Source organism: Pseudomonas neustonica (assembly GCF_003797945.1).
In the GTDB taxonomy this organism is placed as follows: Bacteria; Pseudomonadota; Gammaproteobacteria; order Pseudomonadales; family Pseudomonadaceae; genus Halopseudomonas; species Halopseudomonas neustonica.
This window is the reverse complement of sequence record NZ_RKKU01000013.1, coordinates 1-20,402: the sequence shown is the minus strand read 5'-3', so window position 1 is coordinate 20,402 and position 20,402 is coordinate 1. Positions and strand designations below refer to the sequence as shown.

The window sequence follows — 20,402 nt, the reverse complement described above, 5'->3', positions numbered from 1 at the left end:
ACACGTATACCGGGAGTGCAGATGAAGACCATCGGCATCATTGGCGGCATGAGCTGGGAATCAACCCAGACCTATTACGCGCAGATAAACCGCGGCATCAACCGGGCATTGGGCGGTCTGCACTCTGCTCGGCTGTTGCTCTACAGCGTTGACTTTGCCGAGATCGAGGCACTGCAACACAAAGGTGAATGGCAAGCCACCGCCGACATACTGATTCAGGCGGCGCGCACGCTGGAAATGGCTGGTGCCGATTTTCTATTGATCGCCACCAACACCATGCATAAGGTGGCCGCTGATGTCGGCGCACACGTCACTATCCCGTTGCTGCACATTGCTGACGCCACTGCCGCGGTGTTGCAGCAAGCTCAAGTCAGACGCATCGGGCTCCTGGGCACCGCGTTCACCATGGAGCAAGCCTTCTACCGTGAACGGCTGGAAGCCCAGGGCATTGAAGTGCTGATTCCGAACGCCGATGAGCGCGCTGATGTGCACCGTATTATCTATCAGCAACCTTGCCGCGGAGAGATTCGCGACGACTCCCGTCAACGCTACCTGAGCATCATCTATAATTTGGTCGCCGCAGGTGCCGAGGGCGTGATTCTCGGCTGCACCGAAATAGGCTTATTGATCAGCGCCGAACATACCTCAGTGCCGTTGTATGACACTACTTTGATTCACGTTGAGGCGGCTGTAAATCAAGCACTGCGCGACTGAACAGCAGCGTGATTAAAGCCATTCGCAATAGCATAGTCTGCGATAGCATCAGCATATAACTTCGCCTATTCTTGTAGCCCAGAAGCGGCAGGGCTAAAACACGGCTGACGTAGACAATCACCAGATATGGACAACCAGCTTGGACGACGGGACTCCCGCCGCCCGAGCCCCATGAGACGTTTATGCTTATTCCTTTGCTAGTCAATGTGCTGTTGCTCGGCGGCAGCATGGTGCTGTTTTTCGCCGCCTGCGGTATTGCCAATAATTGTGACGAGTTAAGCTCGTTGGAAAATCGTATTCTTGATAGTGCACTGTTCGTGCCTGGCAGCCTGCACCTGGTGACGCTGCTGCTGATGTTGCTCAGCGCGCTGGACTGGCTCCCGATTGAGGACCCCCGCTGGTTTTATCTGCCGGTATTGGTGAGCGCTTTTTATTGGCTCGCGCTGATTACCATGGATATGCGTAAGAACCGGTATCGCCAGCGCACCTGAACGCGCTGTCTTTGGGTGCCTGGAGTCAGTGCGGCATGCGATAATTTCCGGCTTCAAGCAAGGAGTCCATCATGTCTGACGTCGTTCAATACCCTGTTAACGGCAGTTGCCAATGCGGTGCCGTCACCTATCAATTGCATGCGGCTCCCAAGGCCGTAATGGCCTGCCACTGCCGCGAATGCCAGAAGCTCTCGACTAGCGCCTTCAGCATCACTGCCATCGTTGATGAAGCTGACCTCACCTTCAACGGCCCGCTATCTCACTGGAGCCGCGTCGCTGCCAGCGGCAACGTAAATGGTGCCGCCTTCTGTCCCGCCTGTGGCAACCGCCTTTATCACTACAGCCCAGCGCAGCCCGGGATTATCAAGCTAAAGCCCTCCAATCTGGACGATACAAGAATGATCAATCCGACCAGGCATGTCTGGGTGAGCGAAAAGCAGGACTGGGTTCAAATACCAGAAGGCGTCGAAGTCTTCGAGTATCAGCCCTGAGTAGCCTTTTTTAAGCGTTTGGCTAGCGCCGGCTAAACCGCGTGGTTTCTGAGCCCGCGGTACCAAGGAAAGTTAAGCGCATTGGCATCTGGCATGGTCAATTGGCGGAGTGATACAATAAACAAAACCGTATCACTTGAAATTAAAACCAGTTAAAGGCGCAGACAATAGTAACGCGCGACCAAATTTGCAGCGTTTGATAGCTTCCCCTTGCGCCCATGAGTACATTTGAGTAAACCAGATACGCACATCACAAAGACCTAAACGGAGAAAAATAATGAGTCGTCAGGCAAAAGCGGTTGTTTGTCGTGAATGGGGTCAACCACTTCACGTTGAAACCATCACGGTGGACCCACCCAAACGCGGTGAGGTAACTATCAAAGTCGCTGCCTGTGGTGTCTGCCACAGTGATCACTCCGCCGCTACCGGCAAGATTCCTTACGCTCCACCGCTGGTGTTGGGCCATGAAGCAGCCGGTATCGTGGTTGAAGTTGGCGAGGGTGTGACAACGCTGAAAGAAGGCGATTACGTCGTCAGTACCTTTATCACCATGTGCGGCAAATGCCGGAACTGCGTGCGCGGTCGCCCGGTGCTCTGTGAGAACGCCCGCAAGTCGATGACCACCCTACCCGATGGCACCGTGCGTACCCATGGCAAGGACGGAGAAGATCTCAATGTATTTGGCGCCTGCGGCGTGATGGCCGAATACGCCACGCTGCACGTGGACAACTGCGTCCAAATCGATGGCGACGTACCCATGTCCAGCGCAGCGCTGGTCGGCTGCGCAGTCATTACCGGCGTTGGCTCGGTGTTCAACACTGCTGAGCTGGAGCCAGGCTCCCGTGCTGCAGTGTTCGGCATTGGCGGCGTCGGCCTGAATGCTATCCAGGGCTGTGTTACCGCTGGGGCTGAAATGGTCATCGCGGTTGATACCAACGCCAGCAAGCTGGAGATGGCCAAGGAGTTCGGCGCGACTCACACCGTCAATATCTCTGAAGTGGAAGACGTCAGCAAAGCAATCAAGAAGCTCAGCGGCGGCGGCGTCGACTATGCATTTGAATGCGTGGGCAACGGTAAGGTAGTCGAGCAGGCTTTCAAATCACTCGGCCGAGCCGGCACGGTAGTGGTTGTGGGCGTGGCCGACAGCAAGGACAAAACGTCGATCACCACCCTCGCCCTGCCTGCTGATGAACGCACCATCAAGGGTAGCTGGTTAGGTTCAGCACGTCCGCAGTATGACTTCCCTCGCATTCTCAACCTGTACAAGGCCAACCGCCTAAAACTGGATGAGCTGGTAACCCAGACCTATAGCATCGACCAGGCGCAGCAAGCCTTTGACGATATGCTGGCAGGTAAAAATGCGCGCGGCGTCATCATCTTCGAATAAAGCTGACGTTTGATCGCACATCCTGCATTACCAACGACGCCGGTTAATTGATCAATTAACCGGCGTCGTTGTAAGCACAGCAAGCAAACGAATTTTCTTGGCCTCAGTCGCGCATATAAACCGGATCGCCTACGCGCAGCTCGCCTGCTGTCAGGGTATCGGCGTAAATCCCCAGGTTCTGATCTGCCTCACGTACGACCGTGCGTAGCAGGCTTTTATCTGCGGGCAGGTGCTGCTGAGCGCGGGTGATAGCGCCGCAACGTGGCGCAGTACTGGTGCACCTCAATTCGGCTTCGCCTATCTGCAACCGACCGTCAAGCCAGGCTTGCTCGATGAGTCCCGCTTCCGCGTCGAGCGTATCGACCACCAGATTGGGACGGAAGCGTTGCACATCCCAGTCGCTATCAGGATGCAGCTGCTGAAGATAATTAAGACTCGCGGTGGTCAGAAGATGAAAAGGCGATACCAAAAAGTAACTACCGGGCAGTGAGACAAAATCGATCATGTCCTGCGGTAAATCGGAGAAGTCCGGTAGCGGCTCGCCAGGCTCACGCTCGAAGGTTGCCTTGAGTTCGTCCAGCCAGCTGTCGTCGGCATCCGCTTTGTAGCGCCGCAGATTGGTGTCTGACTCAAGCGCTTCCAGTGTCGAGGTGCGCCCGAGTAACGCCGATAGGCGTTCATCGACATCCTTACTATTGCTGGCAAGGCGACTACCATCCGGAAACAGCAGCTCTAACTTGACTGGCTCAGCGCCCGAGGTGTCCCAGCTAGCCTTGACCTGCAGCAGTCGAGGACGAAATTTGCAGCTCTGCACCTCGTCACGCAGCGTGTCTCGCACGGCCCAGAGGCGATCCCCTAAAAGCCCCTGCGCAGTCAGCTGACAGCGATTCAGCGACTCACCAGCCATGCCCTTGACCGGGTACCGCCAGATTTCCTGCACTACACCCAGCTTACGCATAGCACTCTCCATTGGTGGGTAATATCTTGCCGCAACGGCAAGAAAGTGCCGCTGAAAACATAGGCTTTGCAGCACCATACCCCTATTCCAGAGCGGTTTTCCAGTGCCAAAACAGCGGCCTGATAATTGCTTATATGCTGTTCGAGATAGCACCTGGCTTTGACCAAACGATGGTAAAAGGAGCACACCATGAGCATTATTGACAGTATGAGCCAAGCGAACCAACCTAGCGGACTTGCCACCCCTAGCAAGAGCAGTCGCATCAGTACCGCTGCTGAATTCCGCGAAATAATGCAATCCGTCAATCAGACGAGTGAAGCCAAGCAGGCTCAAGCTGAAGCTAAAGCCAAAGAGCAAGAGGAAAATACCAGCACTGCTGCCGAAGAGTTCAGCCGCTACATGGCGATGTCGGTCGCCGAGAAGATAAAGCACACATTGCTGCAGGAGATGGGGTTAACCGAAGAAGAATATGATGCCTTACCCCCGGAAGAAAAAGAAAAGATCGATGAGCTGATTGCCGAACGCCTTGACGAGCTGAACGATCCCAATAAGCGCGCCAGCAGCGACGAACTTCAGCAACAGGCCGCAGAGCGCATGCGCGCCATGCTGGACGGAGTGAACGCAGAGAAGGAAAAATCGTCTATCTTTGACATCACCTGATAACGCGATATTGCTGCAGGCACTGTACTCGGGTAACGGAGTAAACCAGCCTAGCGCAACTGACTATCCTTGCTACCGCGTCGATTGAAGGTGCTGCCGGCAGCACTTTGGTCAGCCGCGCTTTGACAGGTAATGCACAGGCGTACACCGGGCAGAGCCTGACGCCTGGCCTCTGGAATAGGCTCATCGCATTCTTCACAGAACGCCAGGCTATCGCCCTGCGGCAGTTGACTGCGTGCGCGCTGCACTGCCTCGTCAACGGTATCGTCAATCTGTTCTTGTACTGCGCCCTCACGAGCCCAACCTGTCGCCATTGGAACCTCCAAGCGTTTAAATCTGTCAGAGCATCAGCGGTCTGGTGTCGAAGCGCTGCTGTGACAATCTGCATCTTGCCGTCCGACGTTACTTTCCCTCAGTATCAAATACTATGAACACACCTTCACCATTTAGTGCCTATCAAAACGCCGTGCAACATCTGGGGTTCACTTCAGATGCGGCGCAAATGCAAGCTGCGCAAATGCTCGAAGACTGCTACCAAGCCCTGGAATCCGGTCGCGAAACGCGCGGGGTTTATCTTTGGGGCCCCGTCGGGCGTGGCAAAACCTGGCTCATGGATCGCTTCTACGACAGCCTTTCTGTGCCCAGCAAACGTCTGCACTTCCATCATTTCATGGGCTGGGTGCACAAACGTCTTTTCCAGATTACCGGGACAGCAGAGCCCCTGCGAGCGCTCGCCCGCGAGATGGCGCAAAACGTTCGCGTGCTGTGTTTCGACGAGTTCTTTGTTACCGATATTGGCGATGCCATATTGCTCGGCGGCTTGATGCGCGAAATGTTTGAACAGGGCGTGGTTGTGGTTTGCACGTCCAATCTGCCTCCTGCCGAGCTTTACGCCGACGGTTTCAATCGTGAGCGTTTCACCCCTGCGATCGCCGCGATTGAGAAGCACATGTGGGTCGCGCGGCTCGATGGCGCGCAGGATCATCGCCTACATCCGGGCACCGCCTGCCAGCGTTACTGGCTGAGCAGTGACACGAGCGCTGAAAAGCCGCTGGACAAGGTGTTTGCGCAGCTCTGTGGCGATCGACCGCAGAGCAGTGACCCAATACTGCTGGGGCACCTGCAGGTGCCCTGTGTAAAACACTGTAATAAAGCCGCCTGGTTTACCTTTCGCGCCCTGTGCAGCAGCTCACTGTCTGCGCTCGACTTTATCAGCCTGTGTGACCGTTTCCCGGCCCTGCTGTTAAGCGAGGTGCCAAACCTCAGCAGCCCACAACGTGCCGGAATCATTGCTCGCGGCACCGAAGACGGCGCAGAGCGGGTTGAGGCTGGCGACCGCGAGCTACCCAGTCTGTCCGTACATGACGACAGCGTGCGACGTTTCATCGCCTTGGTTGACGAATGCTACGACCGCCGTATTCCGCTGTATATCGAGGCAGCAGTGCCGCTGGAAGACTTATATACCCAAGGTTATCTGTCTTTCGCGTTCGAGCGAGCCCGTAGCCGTTTGCAGGAAATGCAACTAGAGCGATTTGGTGCCACGGGTAATGTTGCCGAGGCAGACAAACTCGCAGAGCAAATAACTTGATACTGTATTTCCATCCAGTACAATGGCGACACTCGTGAAGCGCTGATCTCATCAGCAGCACAGCACGTATTTGAAAACCGCATTCAAGCCTGAGGTGTGTATGGCCGTTGAAATTGTGTATCGCAGCAGCAGAGACCCGGAGCAGTTGTTCATGGATAAAGCCGAAGCAGACCGTCACGACAAGATGCTGGAACTGGCAGAAACCCTGGGCGAGGTATTGCAACAGGCGGTACCGGATCTGAGTGAGAAGCTGGCGGAAGAAGTCAGTATCTACATGGCGCGGCATCGTGAGATATTTGCTAAAGCCTTCAAAAACAGCCCTGATGCACTCACCAGTTTGACTGAAGAGCCCGCAGAGGCCTGAGCCTCTGCGCAGACTATTCGCGCCCGCTCAGACCGGCCCCGAGCCGCTGCCTATTGATACATCCAGAAATTGGGATGGGCAATGGTTTCAGCCACTGCAGCAGTTGAATCGGTGCGTTTGAGAATGCGCATGAGTACGGCCATGATATTGCTCCCTTTGGTTGTCTTGTATACCGGGAGCATAATCAATCATCGTCATAAATTACTGAAATCGATTAACGCTATAAGGTCCGTTAGCTAAAAACTATCGGCGCTGGCTTCTCTACAACCTGCAGGCAGCGCGTTCAAGTTTAGCGGAAATCCCACGCAATCACTGATCTGCCGGGCTATCGACCTGCGCGTAAATCTCTGCACCACCATCGCGCTTCAACAACAGCACCTGATACGGCATAAAATCAGTGCCCATCTCCATACCCGGACTACCTACCGGCATACCCGGTACCGCCAAGCCGATGGCGTCAACGGGTGGCTCGGCTAAAAAGGCCTTTACGTAGCGCGCCGGCACATGACCTTCAAATAGATAGCCCTCATCTGATATCGCGGTGTGGCATGAACGATACTGCGGCGCTATACCGTAATCAGACTTCAGGCCGGCCAAATCATCAGGGTGCTGCGCCTGCGTGGTAAAGCCAGCGCTATCAGCATGCTCGATCCAGCCTTCGCAGCAGCCACAACTCGGACTTTTGAATACTTGCAACAGATCAGTTGCAGGTTGCGCGGCCAATAGCGACTGCTCCTGCTGCGACGCCAGGTTACTCTGCGCTTGCGGTTTCAGCGTTTCAGGTTGCGGCGACTCAGACTCTCCGCAGGCCATCAGTAGCGGCGTAGCAGCAAGTACCAACACCAGCCAGCGTGGAACAATCATCGGCATCCGAATCTCCAGTTGAATCAAGGGTAAAATAGTCTGACAGCAAGATTAGCACGCGCGAAAGCTAACCACTTGCACCAGCTTTACCACAACTGTAACTGTCGATTACTTCGTAGCTGTAAATAGCCGCTGACCCCATGCCCGACTACATTGAGGGCTGGTCGCTAATCAGAGCAGACCCAATACGGAGTAAATAGAGCAATGGCCGGCGATTACCCAGACAAGATTCGAACCCTACCGCTTTAAGACGGCCGCTTCGATGCCTACAAGCTCGCCGCCGACGGTGCAGATGTGCTATTTGCCTCCTACCCGCCAGGTACCCGCATACCGCCGCACACGCACGAAACAGACAACTACGGCGTGATTATCCGCGGCGAACTGATTCTGACTGTCGCGGGCGAAACCCGGCGCTATGGTGTGGGCGAGTGGTATCACGTTGCAGCCCGGGTAGAGCATGCAGCCGCCTTTGACCAGCCAACCGACGAGATTGAGTTCTGGTTCAGCGACACTAACCGCTGAACTGGCTTGCGCGCCACCAAGCCAAGGCTCCCCCTTCTTCAATAGAATCATGCAGAGACATTTATGCATGAACGTTCATTCTCTTTTGCTTGACAGTATACACTTGTGCACTGTTAACTCTTGCTTGGCTAAGGCACATCCGCTGGCAATACCGCGGTCCTTCGCAACGGCCCTCGGTATCCGCCTGCGCGGCGTTGCCGACAAAACAGACAAAGAACAATTCTAAAAAGAGAGATCCCCATGACTCGTCATCACGGCGTCACCCGCGTCTTACGTCGCACCGCATTACCCCTACTCGGCTTATCATCCGTCATGCTCAGTGGTTGCTTGTCGGGCGGTGGTGGTGGCGGCGATGATTCTGAGTCCGCTTCCAGCGGTGTATTCATCGATGCTCCGGTGGCGGGGTTGCAGTACGCCACCGACAGCCGCAGCGGTGAGACCGACAGTGCAGGCACTTTCCAATATTAAGGCAACGAGACCGTGCGCTTCTCCCTGGCGGGTATCGATCTGGGGTCCGCCGCAGGCGCAAGCCAACTAACCCCTATGGACATCGTCGATGGCGCTACTGCCTTCAGCGACCCCGCGGTACTCAACCTCTCCCGCTTTCTGCAATCACTGGATGCAGACGGCAACCTGGGCAACGGCATTGAAATCACCGCTGACATCAAAAACGCTATCAGTGACTATCTCCAAGCCAACCCTGGCGTCACCCTGGATTTTGCCGACTCAAGCGGCTTTGAACCCGCCATGAACGATCTGCTGGCGGCACTCAGCGCCGAAAATGTATTTGCCGAAAATCCCAATACCGCCAGTCGTGGCTTGACGGCTAAACTCGACGCCTTTAACCACCTGCTTGATTCAGTCGATAAGGCGAATGGCAAGAACATCGACTTCTCCCTGCGGCCGGTGCTTTTCATTCACGGCGGGGCTGGCTCAGCCTCGCAGTTTGAGTCTCAAGCCATGCGCTTTCGGGCCAATGGTTACCCGCGCAGTTATCTGGCGGTGTATGAATACGATACCAGCAGCAGTACCGGGCAAAATGCGTTGGACCCTATCCAGGCAGCGAAGCGTAACGAGGAGATCAACCTGATTGTCGAGCGCCTGCGGCAGATCTCCGGTGCGGATAAAGTGGACCTGATGGGACACTCGATGGGCACCGGTGTAAGCCTGATGTACCTGGGCGAGAGCGACAATGCAGCAAAGGTTGCGCATTACACCAGCATCGATGGCGCAGCGCTGGACGCACCGCCAGGCAACGTACCCACGTTGGCGCTCTGGGGTCAGTATGTTGAACGCGAAGTGAGCGGCGCCGAGAACGTTTACCCCTCCCCCGAGATGCCTATCGGCCACATTGAAGTAGCCACATCCGCTGACTCTTTTGCGCGCATCTATAACCACTTCAATGGCAGCCAGCCAGGCACTACGCAGATTAGTGACGCCGAAGGCGATAGCGTCTGGATCGCGGGCCGTGCCAGTCTGTTTCCGCAGAATACCGGCGCAGAGGGTACCGAGCTGCAGATCTTTGAGGTTGATCCGGCAACCGGCATTCGTTTAAAAGACACCCCTGACCACAGCATGCCAATCAGCAGTGATGGCAACTGGGGGCCATTCTCGATTACCAAGGGCGCAACCTACGAGTTTGGTCTGGACCGAGAAGCCGTCGGTGCCGACCATTATTTCTACCGTGAAGGTTATCTGCAGGACAGCCTGTTTGTTCGCTTGAATACCTCCCTGCCTGGCGCTGGCGTCGGTGCCTATTTACACCGCAGTGCCAACCACACCAACCTGATGATCGCCCGCGACCGCGAGCTATGGGGCGATCAGGGTGAGCTGAACGACAGTCTCACGGTGAATGACACACAGATCGTCACCAGTGCCACCGCCCCGCTACTCAAACGCACCAGTAGTATCTTCCTGCATGACCGCAATAGCGACGGTAACAGCACCCTTCCTGGACCGGATCCGTTCTTTAGTGCTCTGCCGTTTATCTCTGGACTGGATCTGTTCATCCCGGCCTCTCCGGGCGCCAATCAACCCATCAACATCCAGCTCAAGCCACGCGGCGGCAATGGTGCGGTACAGGTAATAAACGTACCTAACTGGCCATCAGACGAGATACGCTCAAATTCGGTGCAGTTCAGAGACTACATTCAATAACCTTTTTAACCTGCTGATATGCATAGGCACCACTCCTGGTGTCTATGCCCTGCCCCGGCAAAAAGTTGCCTCCCGCCTGACCCCGTCATACTTTGCTGAGCGCTGGAATAGTTCAAGCTGCGCCACCAATAGCATACGTAGAACATTAAATATCAAGGAGATTTAGCAAAAGACCTGCTAGGCTGATCAAAAGAAATCATAATGGCTCTGCGCTACTGTCTCGCTGGCTATCGCGCGTGTTAGAGCCCGCCTAGAGGATCTGCAATGAATGTGCTGCGTCGCTTCTCTATCTTTCAGCGCCTGATTGCTGTTACCGCTCTGGTACTCATCATAGTGCTGGGCCTGGTAACCGCCTTTGCTGTGGATTATCACCAAAGCCTACTCGATGGCCGTTCGCTCAAAACTCAGCATTTGGTTGAGTCTGGCATGGGCGTCATAGAGCACTTTTATGCCTTGCAGCAAAACGGGGAGCTGACTGAAGAGCAAGCGCAAGCCGCCGCTGCCAGCACCCTGCAAACGCTGCGCTACGGCGACAAAGACTACTTCTGGATACATTCCAATAACCTGATCATGGTCATGCATCCGTTTGCTACCCAGTTAGTGGGTAACAGCGTGGCTGACGTTAAAGATCCGACCGGCAAATATCTGTTCCGTGACATGGTGGCCCTGGTCAAGGCGCAGTCCGCTGGTGTGGTCAACTATATGTGGCCCAAACCCGGCGTAACCGACCCGGTTGCCAAAGTGTCTTACGTTTCAGGCTTCAAGCCATGGGGCTGGATTCTTGGCTCGGGCATCTATCTGGATGACGTTAACCAGGCGTTCTGGACCCATATGATTCCCAAGCTGACGATGGCCGCATTAGGCATCTTGTTGCTGGTTGGGGTCAATTTGATGATCGCACTGAGTATCAGCCGCCCTATCGCTCATGCAGTCAAAGCGATGAACGACATCGCTACCGGCGACGGCGACCTCTCGCGCCATCTGGATGCCCATGGTAACGATGAAATCAGCGGCTTGGCCCGCGGCTTTAATGCCTTCACCGATAAGGTCGCGCACGTCATCGACAATATACGCGACGTGGTCGAGCGCAATAGGCTTATTGCCACTGAAGTCGGTTCGGCCATGAACAAGGCTGAAGCGTCCTATAACCAGCAAAACAGCGAGCTTGATACCATTGCTTCGGCGGTAGAGGAAATGAGCGCCACCTCGGACGAGGTAGCGCAACGCATGTCCGATTCTGCCAATGCGGCCCGCGATGCTAACCAGCAAGCTCTCAACAGCCAGCAAACCGCTGATGAGACCTCACGCTCCATGGAAGCATTAGCTCGCAACATAGCTCAGGCAGGCGAAGCAGTAGCTGAATTGAGCGAACAATCCCATACCATTGATACCGTGCTCGGCGTGATTCGCGCCGTCGCGGAACAAACCAATCTGCTGGCCCTGAACGCCGCGATAGAAGCGGCCCGCGCTGGCGAACAGGGGCGCGGCTTTGCAGTGGTAGCCGATGAGGTGCGCACGCTGGCGAGCCGCACCCAGAAATCGACCGACGAAATACGCACCATTATCGACTCATTGCAGGCCGGCACAGCGAAGGCAGTCAGTTCGATGGAAGGCAGCCATCAGCAGTCAGCGGCCATGCAGCAACAGGTAGAGGGGTCCCGCGCCGCGTTGCAATCCATTGCCAGTTCGGTCGACACCATCACAGACATGACCAGTCAGGTTGCAGCGGCCGCAGAACAACAGTCACGCACCAGTACCGAAATATCGTCCAGTCTTAGCCAGCTCAGCACGCTGGGCGGTCGGGTCATGCGCGAGCTTCAGGATACCGCCAGCAACACCAAGGAGCTGACTGAGGCAGCTGCGCAACTAAATCAGCTGATCAATCAGTTCAAGACCAGCCGCAGCCTTGGCATGCAAAAACGTTAGGTTAACGCGATGACGCCAGCCTGCTGAAGGCTGGCAGTGAGATATAAAAAAACCGCTTGAGCAGTTGCTGCCAAGCGGTTTTTTCATTGCACGCTAACCGTTTAGTCGAGCACGACCAAGCGGTTAGGTAGTTCGTTACGCTCATGGGTAGCGGGTAGCTCTTTTGCCAGCTGCGTGCCGCAGGTCTCGATACAGTCAAGAAAGCCCTGCAACACCTCACCCTTGCCAACCTGCGCGGTAAAGGTCGCCACTATCGACTCCCAGGCCTTGTTGTCGATGCGGCTGGATATGCCGCGGTCGACCATGATCTCGACGTAGCGCTCGGCCTCTGAGACGAAGATCAGCATGCCGGTCTCGCCCTCAGTGTGGTGCAGGTTGAGTTCAATGAACTGCCGCCGTGCCAGGTTGGAGGCGCGCCAATGTCTCACCGCACGGGGTACCAGCTTGCTGGTAATGATCGGCAACCGAAACAACAGCGCTAACACTGCAAACGCACACCACTGGGCCAGCAGTAACTCGCTGACATCCAGCCAGCCGCTAAAATAGACCACCGCCCCCGGTAGCACCAGAGCCAGCAGACTGGCCCATAGCAAGGGTATGTAGCGATAGTCGTCGGCCTGGCGAGCCAACACGGTCACCACTTCGGCGTCGGTATGCTGCTCAATGCGGTCAATCGCATCCGCTACTTGTTGCTGCTCACTGCTTGATAGAAGCGTCATTGTGCATCCTTTATTGAAATCACCATCCGCCCGATGCTCCGCCGCCGCCAAAGCCGCCGCCACCGCCGAATCCGCCACCACCAAAACCGCCACCGCCGCCGCGCGAGCCACCACTTAGCCCGCCCAACAAGGCGCCAGCCAGCAGCGCGCGACCGGAACCGCCGCGACCACCACCGCCCAACATAGAGACGCCAATAATGATAAGGACCAACAGCAAGGCTCCCGCCGGCTTCTTGCCCTTTTTATCGCTCTCGGCACGTTCAGCGACCGCCAGAGGATTACCGCCCAGCACCTGAATAATCGCGCCGGTACCGTCGACAATGCCCTGCTCGAAACGTCCTTCACGGAAAGCGGGCGTAATGATGCCATTGATGATGACCGAAGACTGCGCATCGGTCAGGCGACCTTCCAGCCCGTAACCCACTTCGATGCGAACTTTGCGATCGTCGCGGGCCACGATCAGCAAGGCACCGTTGTCCTTGTCTTGCTGACCAATTCCCCAGGCACGGCCCAGCGCCACACCGAACTGCTCAATGCTCTGGCCTTGCAAGCTCGGCACAGTCACTACGACTACCTGCTCGCTGGTTGCCTGTTCATGCGCCGTCAGCATCTGCGTCAGTTGTTGCTCTGCGCCCTGCCCCAGCAGGCCAGCGTTATCGACCACGCGCCCGGTCAACTCGGGCAGAGCCGACTCCTGCGCCGTCGCTGCAGCGCTGAAACAGAAGGTCAGCGCGCACAACAGGGAGATCATCAACCTCATTCGAAACTCACCGCGGGAGCCTGCTCGGCATTTTCAGTGGTCGCTTCAAAGTTCTCGCGGATAGGCATATCGCTGTACATCAGGCTATGCCAGATACGACCGGGGAAAGTGCGAATCTCAGTGTTGTATTGCTGCACAGAGGCAATGAAATCACGACGAGCCACGGCAATACGGTTCTCTGTGCCCTCCAGCTGAGACTGCAACGCCAGGAAGTTCTGGTTTGACTTGAGGTCCGGGTAGCGCTCGGACACTGCCATCAGGCGACTTAGTGCCCCCGTCAACTGGCTCTGCGCCTGTTCGAACTGGCGCATTTTGGCCGGATCATTCAGATCCTCTGCGCTGATCTGTATCGATGTCGCCTTGGACCGTGCTTCCACTACGGCGGTCAGCGTTTCCTGCTCCTGACGGGCAAAGCCCTTCACGGTCTCGACTAGATTAGGAATCAGATCGGCGCGGCGCTGGTACTGGTTTTCAACCTGTGACCAGGCAGATTTCACCTGTTCGTCATAGGTCGGAATATTGTTGATTCCGCAGCCTGCTAACAGGCTGCTGAGCAACACCAGAATCGCCAATTGCCAGGTGGTCCGAATAGGCTGTGTATTCATGATAGGTCGTCCGTCAGGGTGATTATGTTGGGTACAGCAGATCGCATCTGCACATACACTAGCGACGCTAGCAGAACACGAATAGGACCGAGTTAAAACCCCAAGCAGGCAACGCAGCGCCGCAACGGGTAAACTGACGTTCTGTTCAACTTTGTGACCACATCATGACTTTCGCCCCCCTCGGTTTGATCGACCCGCTGCAGCGTACCCTTGAAGAGCTCGGCTATAGCACGCCAACCGCCATTCAGGAGCAGGCAATCCCCGCCATCCTCAAGGGCCGCGACCTGTTGGCCAGTGCGCAGACCGGCACCGGCAAGACCGCAGCCTTCGCCCTGCCGTTACTGCAAACACTGACCCAGCAAGGATCTGTAGTCGCCAGCAATTCAGTGCGCGCACTGGTACTGACACCCACCCGCGAACTGGCTGAGCAGGTACTGCAAAGCCTGCAGCGTTACAGCGAGCAACTGCCGCTGCGCAGCTATGCCGTGTATGGCGGTGTTTCAATCAACCCGCAGATGATGGCTTTGCGTAAAGGCGTCGATGTGCTGGTTGCCACGCCCGGACGTCTACTCGATCTCTATCGGCAAAATGCGATCAAATTCAATCAGCTGCAGGTTCTGGTGCTGGATGAGGCCGATCGCATGCTTGATCTCGGCTTTGCCGACGAGCTGGATCAACTGTTCTCTGCCCTGCCGCGCAAACGGCAGACCCTGCTGTTTTCCGCTACTTTCTCCGCCCTGATCAGGCAGATGGCGGACGGTTTGCTGCGCGATCCGCTGACGATCGATATCAGTCCACGCAACAGTGCAATCGATAGCGTCGAGCAGTGGATCATACCGGTCGACAAGAAGCGCAAAACCGAGCTGTTTATGCAACTGCTCAGCGAGCGGCAGTGGCCGCAAACGCTGGTATTTGCCAAAACACGCAAGGCTGTCGATCAGCTGCTCGAAGCACTGCAAGCGCAAGGTGTGCAGGCGGACTGTATCCACGGCGATCGTCCGCAGCCAGCCAGGCTGAGAGCGCTCACGCGCTTTAAAGATAATGAAGTCAGCATGCTGATCGCGACCGACGTCGCTGCGCGAGGGCTGGATATCGCCCAGCTACCGCTGGTGATCAATTTTGATCTGCCCATCAACGCGGAAGACTACGTCCATCGTATTGGGCGCAGCGGCCGCGCAGGTGCCAGCGGTGAGGCCATCTCGCTGGTTAGTGCCGACGAAGTAAGGCAACTGGCAGCAATTGAAACCCTCATCCAACAGTTGTTACAGCGGCGTGAACACAGCGACTTTAAACCCGAGCATCGCGTACCTGAAACCCGGCTTGGCGGCCAACTGGTCAAGAAACCCAAGAAGCCAAAGAAACCCAAGGTGCCGGGCGGCAAAAACAAGGTCCATCTTGGTAACTGGTTTGACGAGTCCTGATCAGCCCGGGGACAAAGCTCTCGCTCCGGTCGTGGGCCGGTTATAAAGAGTGCAGAGGTCCATTGGAGAGCTGCAGCCTTAACAGAATTCAAATGCTGCATAAGGACAACAATGTGTGACTGACCAGCGCAACCTGAACAGGCATACCCTGATCCTGCTTTTCGCAGGATCATCTCACCGGCCTACTCAATCGCTGCGGAATGCAAAGTTATCTGGCCAAAACTGGCCACAACATTAGAGCGCATAAGCTTGATCAGAGAGATATCAGGCTTTGTTTCATTTTGTACCTTGAGTGCCAGCAAGATCAGTTTGGCGCTACAATCACGCCACGCGCGCGCGCGAAGAAATATAAGTTACCGACACTCCCTATCAATTCCATACTACCGCCGCGCAGTCTTCCGGCGTGTTGCAAGGAGCTAAATCATGTACAGGACGTTCGCAGCTGTATTGCTGACTGTTGCCGCTGGTCAGTCATTCGCGAAAGTTGATCAGCAGCAAGCAGACCGCCTCGGTCGAGACTTGACCCCTTTAGGTGCTGAGCAGGCTGCCAATAGCGCGGGCACTATTCCATCGTGGAACGGTGGCGTAACTGCGCCCGCTAGCTACAGTCCCGGCATGCATCATCCAGATCCTTATGCGGCGGACGCTGAGCTATACCGGGTCAGCGCGCAGAATGTGGAGCAGTATCAAGCTCAACTACCAGCTGGTCTGGTCGACCTGATGCAGCGTCATCCTGACTACGCCATGCGCATCTTCCCCAGCCGACGCAGCGCTTCCGCCCCACAACGTATTTACGATGCCACCATAGCCAACGCTACCCGCGCAGAACTGATTGCCAACGGTAACGGTATTCGTGGCGCTGCTGCGGGCATTCCTTTCCCGATCCCACAAGACGGCATCGAGGCCATCTGGAACCACATCCTGCATTACAAAGGTGATCAAAACCATTTCATCAACAATCAGGCTGTGGTCATCAATGGCAAGAGCAACCTGATCAAACGTGATCGCCAGATCTATTACGTTTATAACCGCGAAGGCATGACCACTGCCGATCTGGACAACACATTGCTGCTGTACAAGTACGTTGTCACCGCACCTGCGAAATTGGCCAATACCGCACTGGTTGTTCAGGACCCACTGGATCAGGTATTGACCACTCGCAAAGCGTGGCGCTATAGCCCGGATAACCGCCGCGTTCGTCGTCTTCCCACACTGGCATATGATTCCGTGCAGCCAGATACCAGTGATCTGGCAACGGCCGACGTGCTGGACACCTATAACGGCGCACCTGATCGTTATGATTGGAGCATGGTAGGCAAGCAGGAAATGCTGGTGCCCTACAACAGCTACGCTGTTCACCAGAAAGGCATCCCGTACGATCAAATCGTGCAGCCCGACACACTAAACCCAGAGCTATTGCGCTATGAACTGCACCGAGTATGGGTCGTCGACGCTGCGCTGCGCACCGGGTATCGCCACCCCTATGCTGCTCGGCGCTTTTACATAGATGAAGATAGCTGGCAAATTCTTGCGGTTGATCTGCGAGATGCCGATGGTGAGTTGATTGGCCTGCAGGAAGCTCATCCGATCAACTACTACGAAGTGCCGATGGTTAGCAGCACCCTGGAAACGCTTTACCACCTCAAAGACGGCAACTACTTTGTGGACGGTCTCGATAACAACGAGCCCATGTACAACTTTGATGCCGTCATCAATCCACGGGATTTCTCACCACAGGCCCTACGCCGCGAAGGTAACTGATCCCTGACCGCATCCTGGTTGTAAGCACCAAAAACCGCCGTAAAACGCAGACCTGAGTTTAATACGCGTTAACCGTACAAACTCAGGCCTGCGTCATCTCCCTCGATTATTTGACGCTAACCAGGCCTGACGTTGTGCGACAAACGTTCTCTGCGCCCTGGTATATCTCCTCCATGATCGACGAAACCTGGTGCGTGCGCTGACTCCCCTCTTCTGCGGTAACGCTAACCGAATGCACCGTTTCGGTTACCTTGTCAGTGAGCTCGCGGTTCTTGTGCACTACTCCGGCAATTTCCGCCGTTGATTTGCTGGTACGCGCAGCTAACTGCCGCACTTCGTCAGCTACCACCGCAAAGCCACGGCCCTGCTCACCGGCGCGGGCAGCCTCGATAGCCGCATTAAGAGCGAGTAGATTGGTTTGATCTGCAATACCCGAGATAGTCGCCACTATCTCTTCAATATTCCTCGACTGCGCGTTTAGCTGCGTAATAAGGCTCGTCGCTTCGGACACCTGAGCGGCAATACGCGCAGAAGTATCGACCGCCGTCTGCAACGACTTCATGCCCTGCTGCGCAATCGCTGCGGTCTCCTCCGATGTACTGCTGGCAACCTCGGCAGCCTGACGCACCGCCGCCGCCTGCTCAATACGCTCGGTGATGTCGCTGGCAAACTTGACCACCTTGAATACCTTGCCAGTGTCATCAAATACCGGATTGTAGGTTGCCTCAAGCCAGACTATCTGGCCGCGGCTATTCAAGCGCTGGAATTGCCCGGACTTGAACTCGCCCTTGGCCAACGCCGACCAGAACTGCGGATTCTGCTGATAAAAGGCGTCAGTACAAAACGTTCTGTGATGCTTCCCACGCAATTGCTCGAGCGAATAGCCAATCACCTGCAGAAAATTGCGGTTAGCCGTAATTATTTCACCGCTGGGACTGAACTCGATAACCGCCATCGACCTGTCTAACGCTGCAGCAAGTGCTTCTTTACTCAGCAATTCCTTTTTTTCTGCGGTCACATCGGTGGCAACCTTCATCACCTTGAGGCTACGCCCTTGTGCATCCAGTACCGGGATGTAACTCGCTTCCAGCCACACTGCCTCACCACTCTTTTTGAGGCGTCTGAATGTGCCTGAAACGGCCTTGCCTCTTGCCAGCTCTGACCAGAACCCTTGGTACGCTGGCGAGGCCACATCATCTGCCGAACAAAATAAGCGATGATGCTGACCAACTATGCGATCCAGCGAATAACCCATTAGATTCAGAAATAGCGGACTGGCGTCGGTAATGACACCCTGCGGATTAAATTCAATGAAAGCCATATGCGCTTTCAAGGCTTCCAGCTGGCCCTTTTTGTCGGCCAGCTCTCGTCCTTGAGTGCTGTACATCTTCTTTAGCTTTGTATTGAACATTAGTAAAAGCTCTACTCCAGCGTTGGCAGAATGCCGTGGGCGCATCCTCTCAAAACAACACTAGTTGTACAATAAAAATATTTTGTCCAACTTTGGTACAGAAACGCGGCACGCATGACCACTTTGTTGGTGTGAAAGAAACACCAAAGAGATGTCGACTACTCGCTGAGCAGGATGCCCGGCAACGTAGACACTCAGTTCGGCGACGCTAACCTGCGCATCTGAAAACCTGTAACCCCCTTACCAGCTCTGTTTGGCTTTGAAATGTCGCCGCAGTACTACAGTTTTTGGATTTCTGGTCGATACTGACATCAGACGCGTGTGCTTTACCTCAGCGCGCCCGACCTGTCTTGGAGAAACTAATGCGTCTGACGTTAAAAACCAAAGTGGTGCTGCTGGCCCTTATTCCCATCGTTTTGTTTGCATTGGTCATCAGTGGAGCTGCAGTCAAGATCCTGCAGAATCTGGCGGAAAAAGAGGTAGCCGAGACACGTGAGCGCCTGATGCAAGAGAGCCGTACCTTGCTGGAGAACTACTCCCAGATAGCCATAGGCTCGGTTCAGACGCTTTACGAGGAGTCAGCTCAAGGTGACATGCAGAAGCGAGCACAAGCCATCGACATCCTGTCCAAGATTACATACGGCGAAGACGGCTACTTTTTTGGTCACGACTCCAATGTGGTACGACTCTTTCGCGGCACCAGTTCAAAGGACGTAGGCGTTAGTTTAAATGACCGCCAGGACCCCAATGGCGTATACACCAACCGAGAGCTGGTCAGGGTCGCAAAAGACAACACCTATTACGTTAACTACTCCTCACCCTTACCTGGCAACGAGGCCGTTACCGTACCCAAGCTGGCCTACAGCTTTTACCTGCCCAAGTGGGACATGGCGGTCGGCACCGCCGTCAACCTGAACGGGATCGAGACCCAGGTAGCAGAAGTGCAGGAAGCCATAGACCAGCGCATCGAGAACATCATCACCAGTATCCTGTTGGTTGCTACCGTGCTGCTGGTCATCTTTGGTGTTGTTGGTGTAACCATGGCGAACACCCTGCTGCGCCCGCTAATCCGTATCAAGCAAAATCTTGACGATATCGCACAAGGAGATGGCGACCTGACGCATCGCCTGCCGGTCACCAGCAATGATGAGCTAGGCGACCTGGCAACCGCGTTCAACCGTTTCGTCGAGAAAGTACACGGGCTGGTGAGCCAAACGGTAGAAATGACCGGCCAACTCACCCAGCTGGTTGCAGAAGTAACGGAGCAGGCACAACGTTCCGAGAAGGCCATGTCGCAGCAACGCCAGGAGACCGATCAGGTGGCGGCAGCGATCAATGAGATGTCCTCAGCAGCGCATGAAGTTGCGCATAGCGCCCAGGGAGCATCAGAGGCAGCCCAGCAGACCGATCGCGAGGGTCAGGATGCCAAGCGCGTGGTCGATGGCAGCATCACTCAGATTCACTCGCTGGTTATGGGTAAGCGCCAACAAATCAGCACCTGTTTCCCGTTCAATTTCCATCCCACACTGATTCCATCGTCACCTACGCGAGGAATCAAATATGGCCATGCAGCAGCGAACAGACTACTGGCAACAACAAATTG

At 55.4% G+C, this 20,402-nt stretch carries 20 protein-coding genes and 3 pseudogenes; 15 read left to right on the top strand and 8 right to left on the bottom strand.

All coding sequences use genetic code 11. The features are described 5' to 3' along the window. Window positions 1-21: 21 nt before the first annotated feature. The 4 genes from EF096_RS11260 (at window position 22) to EF096_RS11245 (ending at window position 3,083) form a co-directional block, all read left to right on the top strand. Entirely contained in the window at window positions 22-714 is a 693-nt protein-coding gene (locus tag EF096_RS11260) for an aspartate/glutamate racemase family protein (protein WP_123889734.1), read from the top strand. A 182-nt stretch (window positions 715-896) separates the two neighbouring features. After that, a complete protein-coding gene (locus EF096_RS11255) occupies window positions 897-1,205 on the top strand; it encodes a hypothetical protein (protein WP_123889733.1) in 309 nt (102 codons plus the stop codon). A gap of 71 nt (window positions 1,206-1,276) precedes the next feature. Further along, the gene (locus tag EF096_RS11250) at window positions 1,277-1,696 is read left to right on the top strand and encodes a GFA family protein (RefSeq protein ID WP_123889732.1); all 420 of its coding nucleotides are present in this window, start codon (window positions 1,277-1,279) and stop codon (window positions 1,694-1,696) included. Between the two features lie 277 nt (window positions 1,697-1,973). Next, complete coding sequence (locus EF096_RS11245) at window positions 1,974-3,083, top strand: zinc-binding dehydrogenase (RefSeq protein ID WP_123889731.1); 1,110 nt, start codon at window positions 1,974-1,976, stop codon at window positions 3,081-3,083. A gap of 103 nt (window positions 3,084-3,186) precedes the next feature. On the opposite strand, the gene EF096_RS11240 is transcribed toward EF096_RS11245, so the two are convergent. After that, window positions 3,187-4,041, bottom strand: a complete 855-nt coding sequence (locus tag EF096_RS11240) for an MOSC domain-containing protein (protein WP_123889730.1) — start codon at window positions 4,039-4,041, stop codon at window positions 3,187-3,189. A 189-nt stretch (window positions 4,042-4,230) separates the two neighbouring features. Here EF096_RS11240 and EF096_RS11235 point away from each other — a divergent pair, with 189 nt between their 5' ends. Further along, window positions 4,231-4,701 carry a hypothetical protein gene (locus tag EF096_RS11235; protein WP_123889729.1) on the top strand — a complete coding sequence of 157 codons (471 nt, stop codon included), beginning with the start codon at window positions 4,231-4,233 and terminating at the stop codon, window positions 4,699-4,701. Between the two features lie 50 nt (window positions 4,702-4,751). On the opposite strand, the gene EF096_RS11230 is transcribed toward EF096_RS11235, so the two are convergent. Beyond that, the gene (locus EF096_RS11230) at window positions 4,752-5,015 is read right to left on the bottom strand and encodes a DksA/TraR family C4-type zinc finger protein (protein WP_123889728.1); all 264 of its coding nucleotides are present in this window, start codon (window positions 5,013-5,015) and stop codon (window positions 4,752-4,754) included. Between the two features lie 113 nt (window positions 5,016-5,128). Between EF096_RS11230 and zapE the strand changes: the two genes are divergently transcribed. Together zapE and EF096_RS11220 are read left to right on the top strand one after the other, a co-directional pair. Then, complete coding sequence (zapE, locus tag EF096_RS11225) at window positions 5,129-6,289, top strand: cell division protein ZapE (RefSeq protein ID WP_123889727.1); 1,161 nt, start codon at window positions 5,129-5,131, stop codon at window positions 6,287-6,289. 100 nt (window positions 6,290-6,389) lie between these two features. Next, window positions 6,390-6,653, top strand: coding sequence for a YebG family protein (locus EF096_RS11220; RefSeq protein ID WP_123889726.1), 264 nt, complete (start codon window positions 6,390-6,392; stop codon window positions 6,651-6,653). Window positions 6,654-6,962: 309 nt separating this feature from the next. Here the strand turns inward: EF096_RS11220 and EF096_RS11215 are convergent, their stop codons facing one another. Continuing rightward, on the bottom strand, window positions 6,963-7,523 hold the full coding sequence (locus tag EF096_RS11215; protein WP_235869720.1) for a DUF411 domain-containing protein: 561 nt from the start codon (window positions 7,521-7,523) through the stop codon (window positions 6,963-6,965). Window positions 7,524-7,811: 288 nt separating this feature from the next. Here EF096_RS11215 and EF096_RS11210 point away from each other — a divergent pair, with 288 nt between their 5' ends. The 5 genes and pseudogenes from EF096_RS11210 to EF096_RS20975 all read left to right on the top strand — a co-directional run bounded on the left by EF096_RS11210 (window position 7,812) and on the right by EF096_RS20975 (window position 12,122). Beyond that, window positions 7,812-8,039 carry a cupin domain-containing protein gene (locus EF096_RS11210; RefSeq protein WP_218565762.1) on the top strand — a complete coding sequence of 76 codons (228 nt, stop codon included), beginning with the start codon at window positions 7,812-7,814 and terminating at the stop codon, window positions 8,037-8,039. Between the two features lie 240 nt (window positions 8,040-8,279). Further along, window positions 8,280-8,507: a hypothetical protein gene (locus EF096_RS11205; protein ID WP_123889725.1), complete on the top strand. Its 228-nt coding sequence runs from the start codon at window positions 8,280-8,282 to the stop codon at window positions 8,505-8,507. 12 nt (window positions 8,508-8,519) lie between these two features. Beyond that, on the top strand, window positions 8,520-10,196 hold the full coding sequence (locus EF096_RS11200; protein WP_123889724.1) for an alpha/beta fold hydrolase: 1,677 nt from the start codon (window positions 8,520-8,522) through the stop codon (window positions 10,194-10,196). Window positions 10,197-10,460: 264 nt separating this feature from the next. Beyond that, window positions 10,461-11,231, top strand: a pseudogene (locus tag EF096_RS20980) (cache domain-containing protein); the annotation flags it as partial. 87 nt (window positions 11,232-11,318) lie between these two features. Then, on the top strand, window positions 11,319-12,122 hold the full coding sequence (locus EF096_RS20975) for a methyl-accepting chemotaxis protein (protein WP_404940766.1): 804 nt from the start codon (window positions 11,319-11,321) through the stop codon (window positions 12,120-12,122). Between the two features lie 101 nt (window positions 12,123-12,223). On the opposite strand, the gene EF096_RS11190 is transcribed toward EF096_RS20975, so the two are convergent. The 3 genes from EF096_RS11190 to EF096_RS11180 are packed head-to-tail and all read right to left on the bottom strand — an operon-like array spanning window position 12,224 to window position 14,206. Next, window positions 12,224-12,841: a TPM domain-containing protein gene (locus EF096_RS11190; RefSeq protein ID WP_123889722.1), complete on the bottom strand. Its 618-nt coding sequence runs from the start codon at window positions 12,839-12,841 to the stop codon at window positions 12,224-12,226. A 19-nt stretch (window positions 12,842-12,860) separates the two neighbouring features. Further along, window positions 12,861-13,592, bottom strand: coding sequence for a TPM domain-containing protein (locus tag EF096_RS11185; protein ID WP_372237899.1), 732 nt, complete (start codon window positions 13,590-13,592; stop codon window positions 12,861-12,863). A 5-nt stretch (window positions 13,593-13,597) separates the two neighbouring features. Beyond that, the gene (locus EF096_RS11180) at window positions 13,598-14,206 is read right to left on the bottom strand and encodes a LemA family protein (protein ID WP_123889720.1); all 609 of its coding nucleotides are present in this window, start codon (window positions 14,204-14,206) and stop codon (window positions 13,598-13,600) included. 164 nt (window positions 14,207-14,370) lie between these two features. On the opposite strand from EF096_RS11180, the pseudogene EF096_RS11175 reads away from it, so the two are divergent. Together EF096_RS11175 and EF096_RS11170 are read left to right on the top strand one after the other, a co-directional pair. Beyond that, window positions 14,371-15,624 (top strand): annotated as a pseudogene (locus EF096_RS11175) (DEAD/DEAH box helicase); the annotation flags it as partial. 426 nt (window positions 15,625-16,050) lie between these two features. Next, on the top strand, window positions 16,051-17,388 hold the full coding sequence (locus tag EF096_RS11170) for a DUF1329 domain-containing protein (RefSeq protein WP_123889718.1): 1,338 nt from the start codon (window positions 16,051-16,053) through the stop codon (window positions 17,386-17,388). Window positions 17,389-17,494: 106 nt separating this feature from the next. On the opposite strand, the gene EF096_RS20970 is transcribed toward EF096_RS11170, so the two are convergent. Then, window positions 17,495-17,950 carry a methyl-accepting chemotaxis protein gene (locus EF096_RS20970; RefSeq protein ID WP_372237902.1) on the bottom strand — a complete coding sequence of 152 codons (456 nt, stop codon included), beginning with the start codon at window positions 17,948-17,950 and terminating at the stop codon, window positions 17,495-17,497. Between the two features lie 81 nt (window positions 17,951-18,031). Then, window positions 18,032-18,709 (bottom strand): annotated as a pseudogene (locus EF096_RS20965) (PAS domain-containing protein); the annotation flags it as partial. A gap of 452 nt (window positions 18,710-19,161) precedes the next feature. Between EF096_RS20965 and EF096_RS11160 the strand changes: the two are divergent. Further along, window positions 19,162-20,402: methyl-accepting chemotaxis protein (locus EF096_RS11160; RefSeq protein ID WP_123889716.1), on the top strand; the 1,241-nt coding region annotated here is incomplete at its 3' end.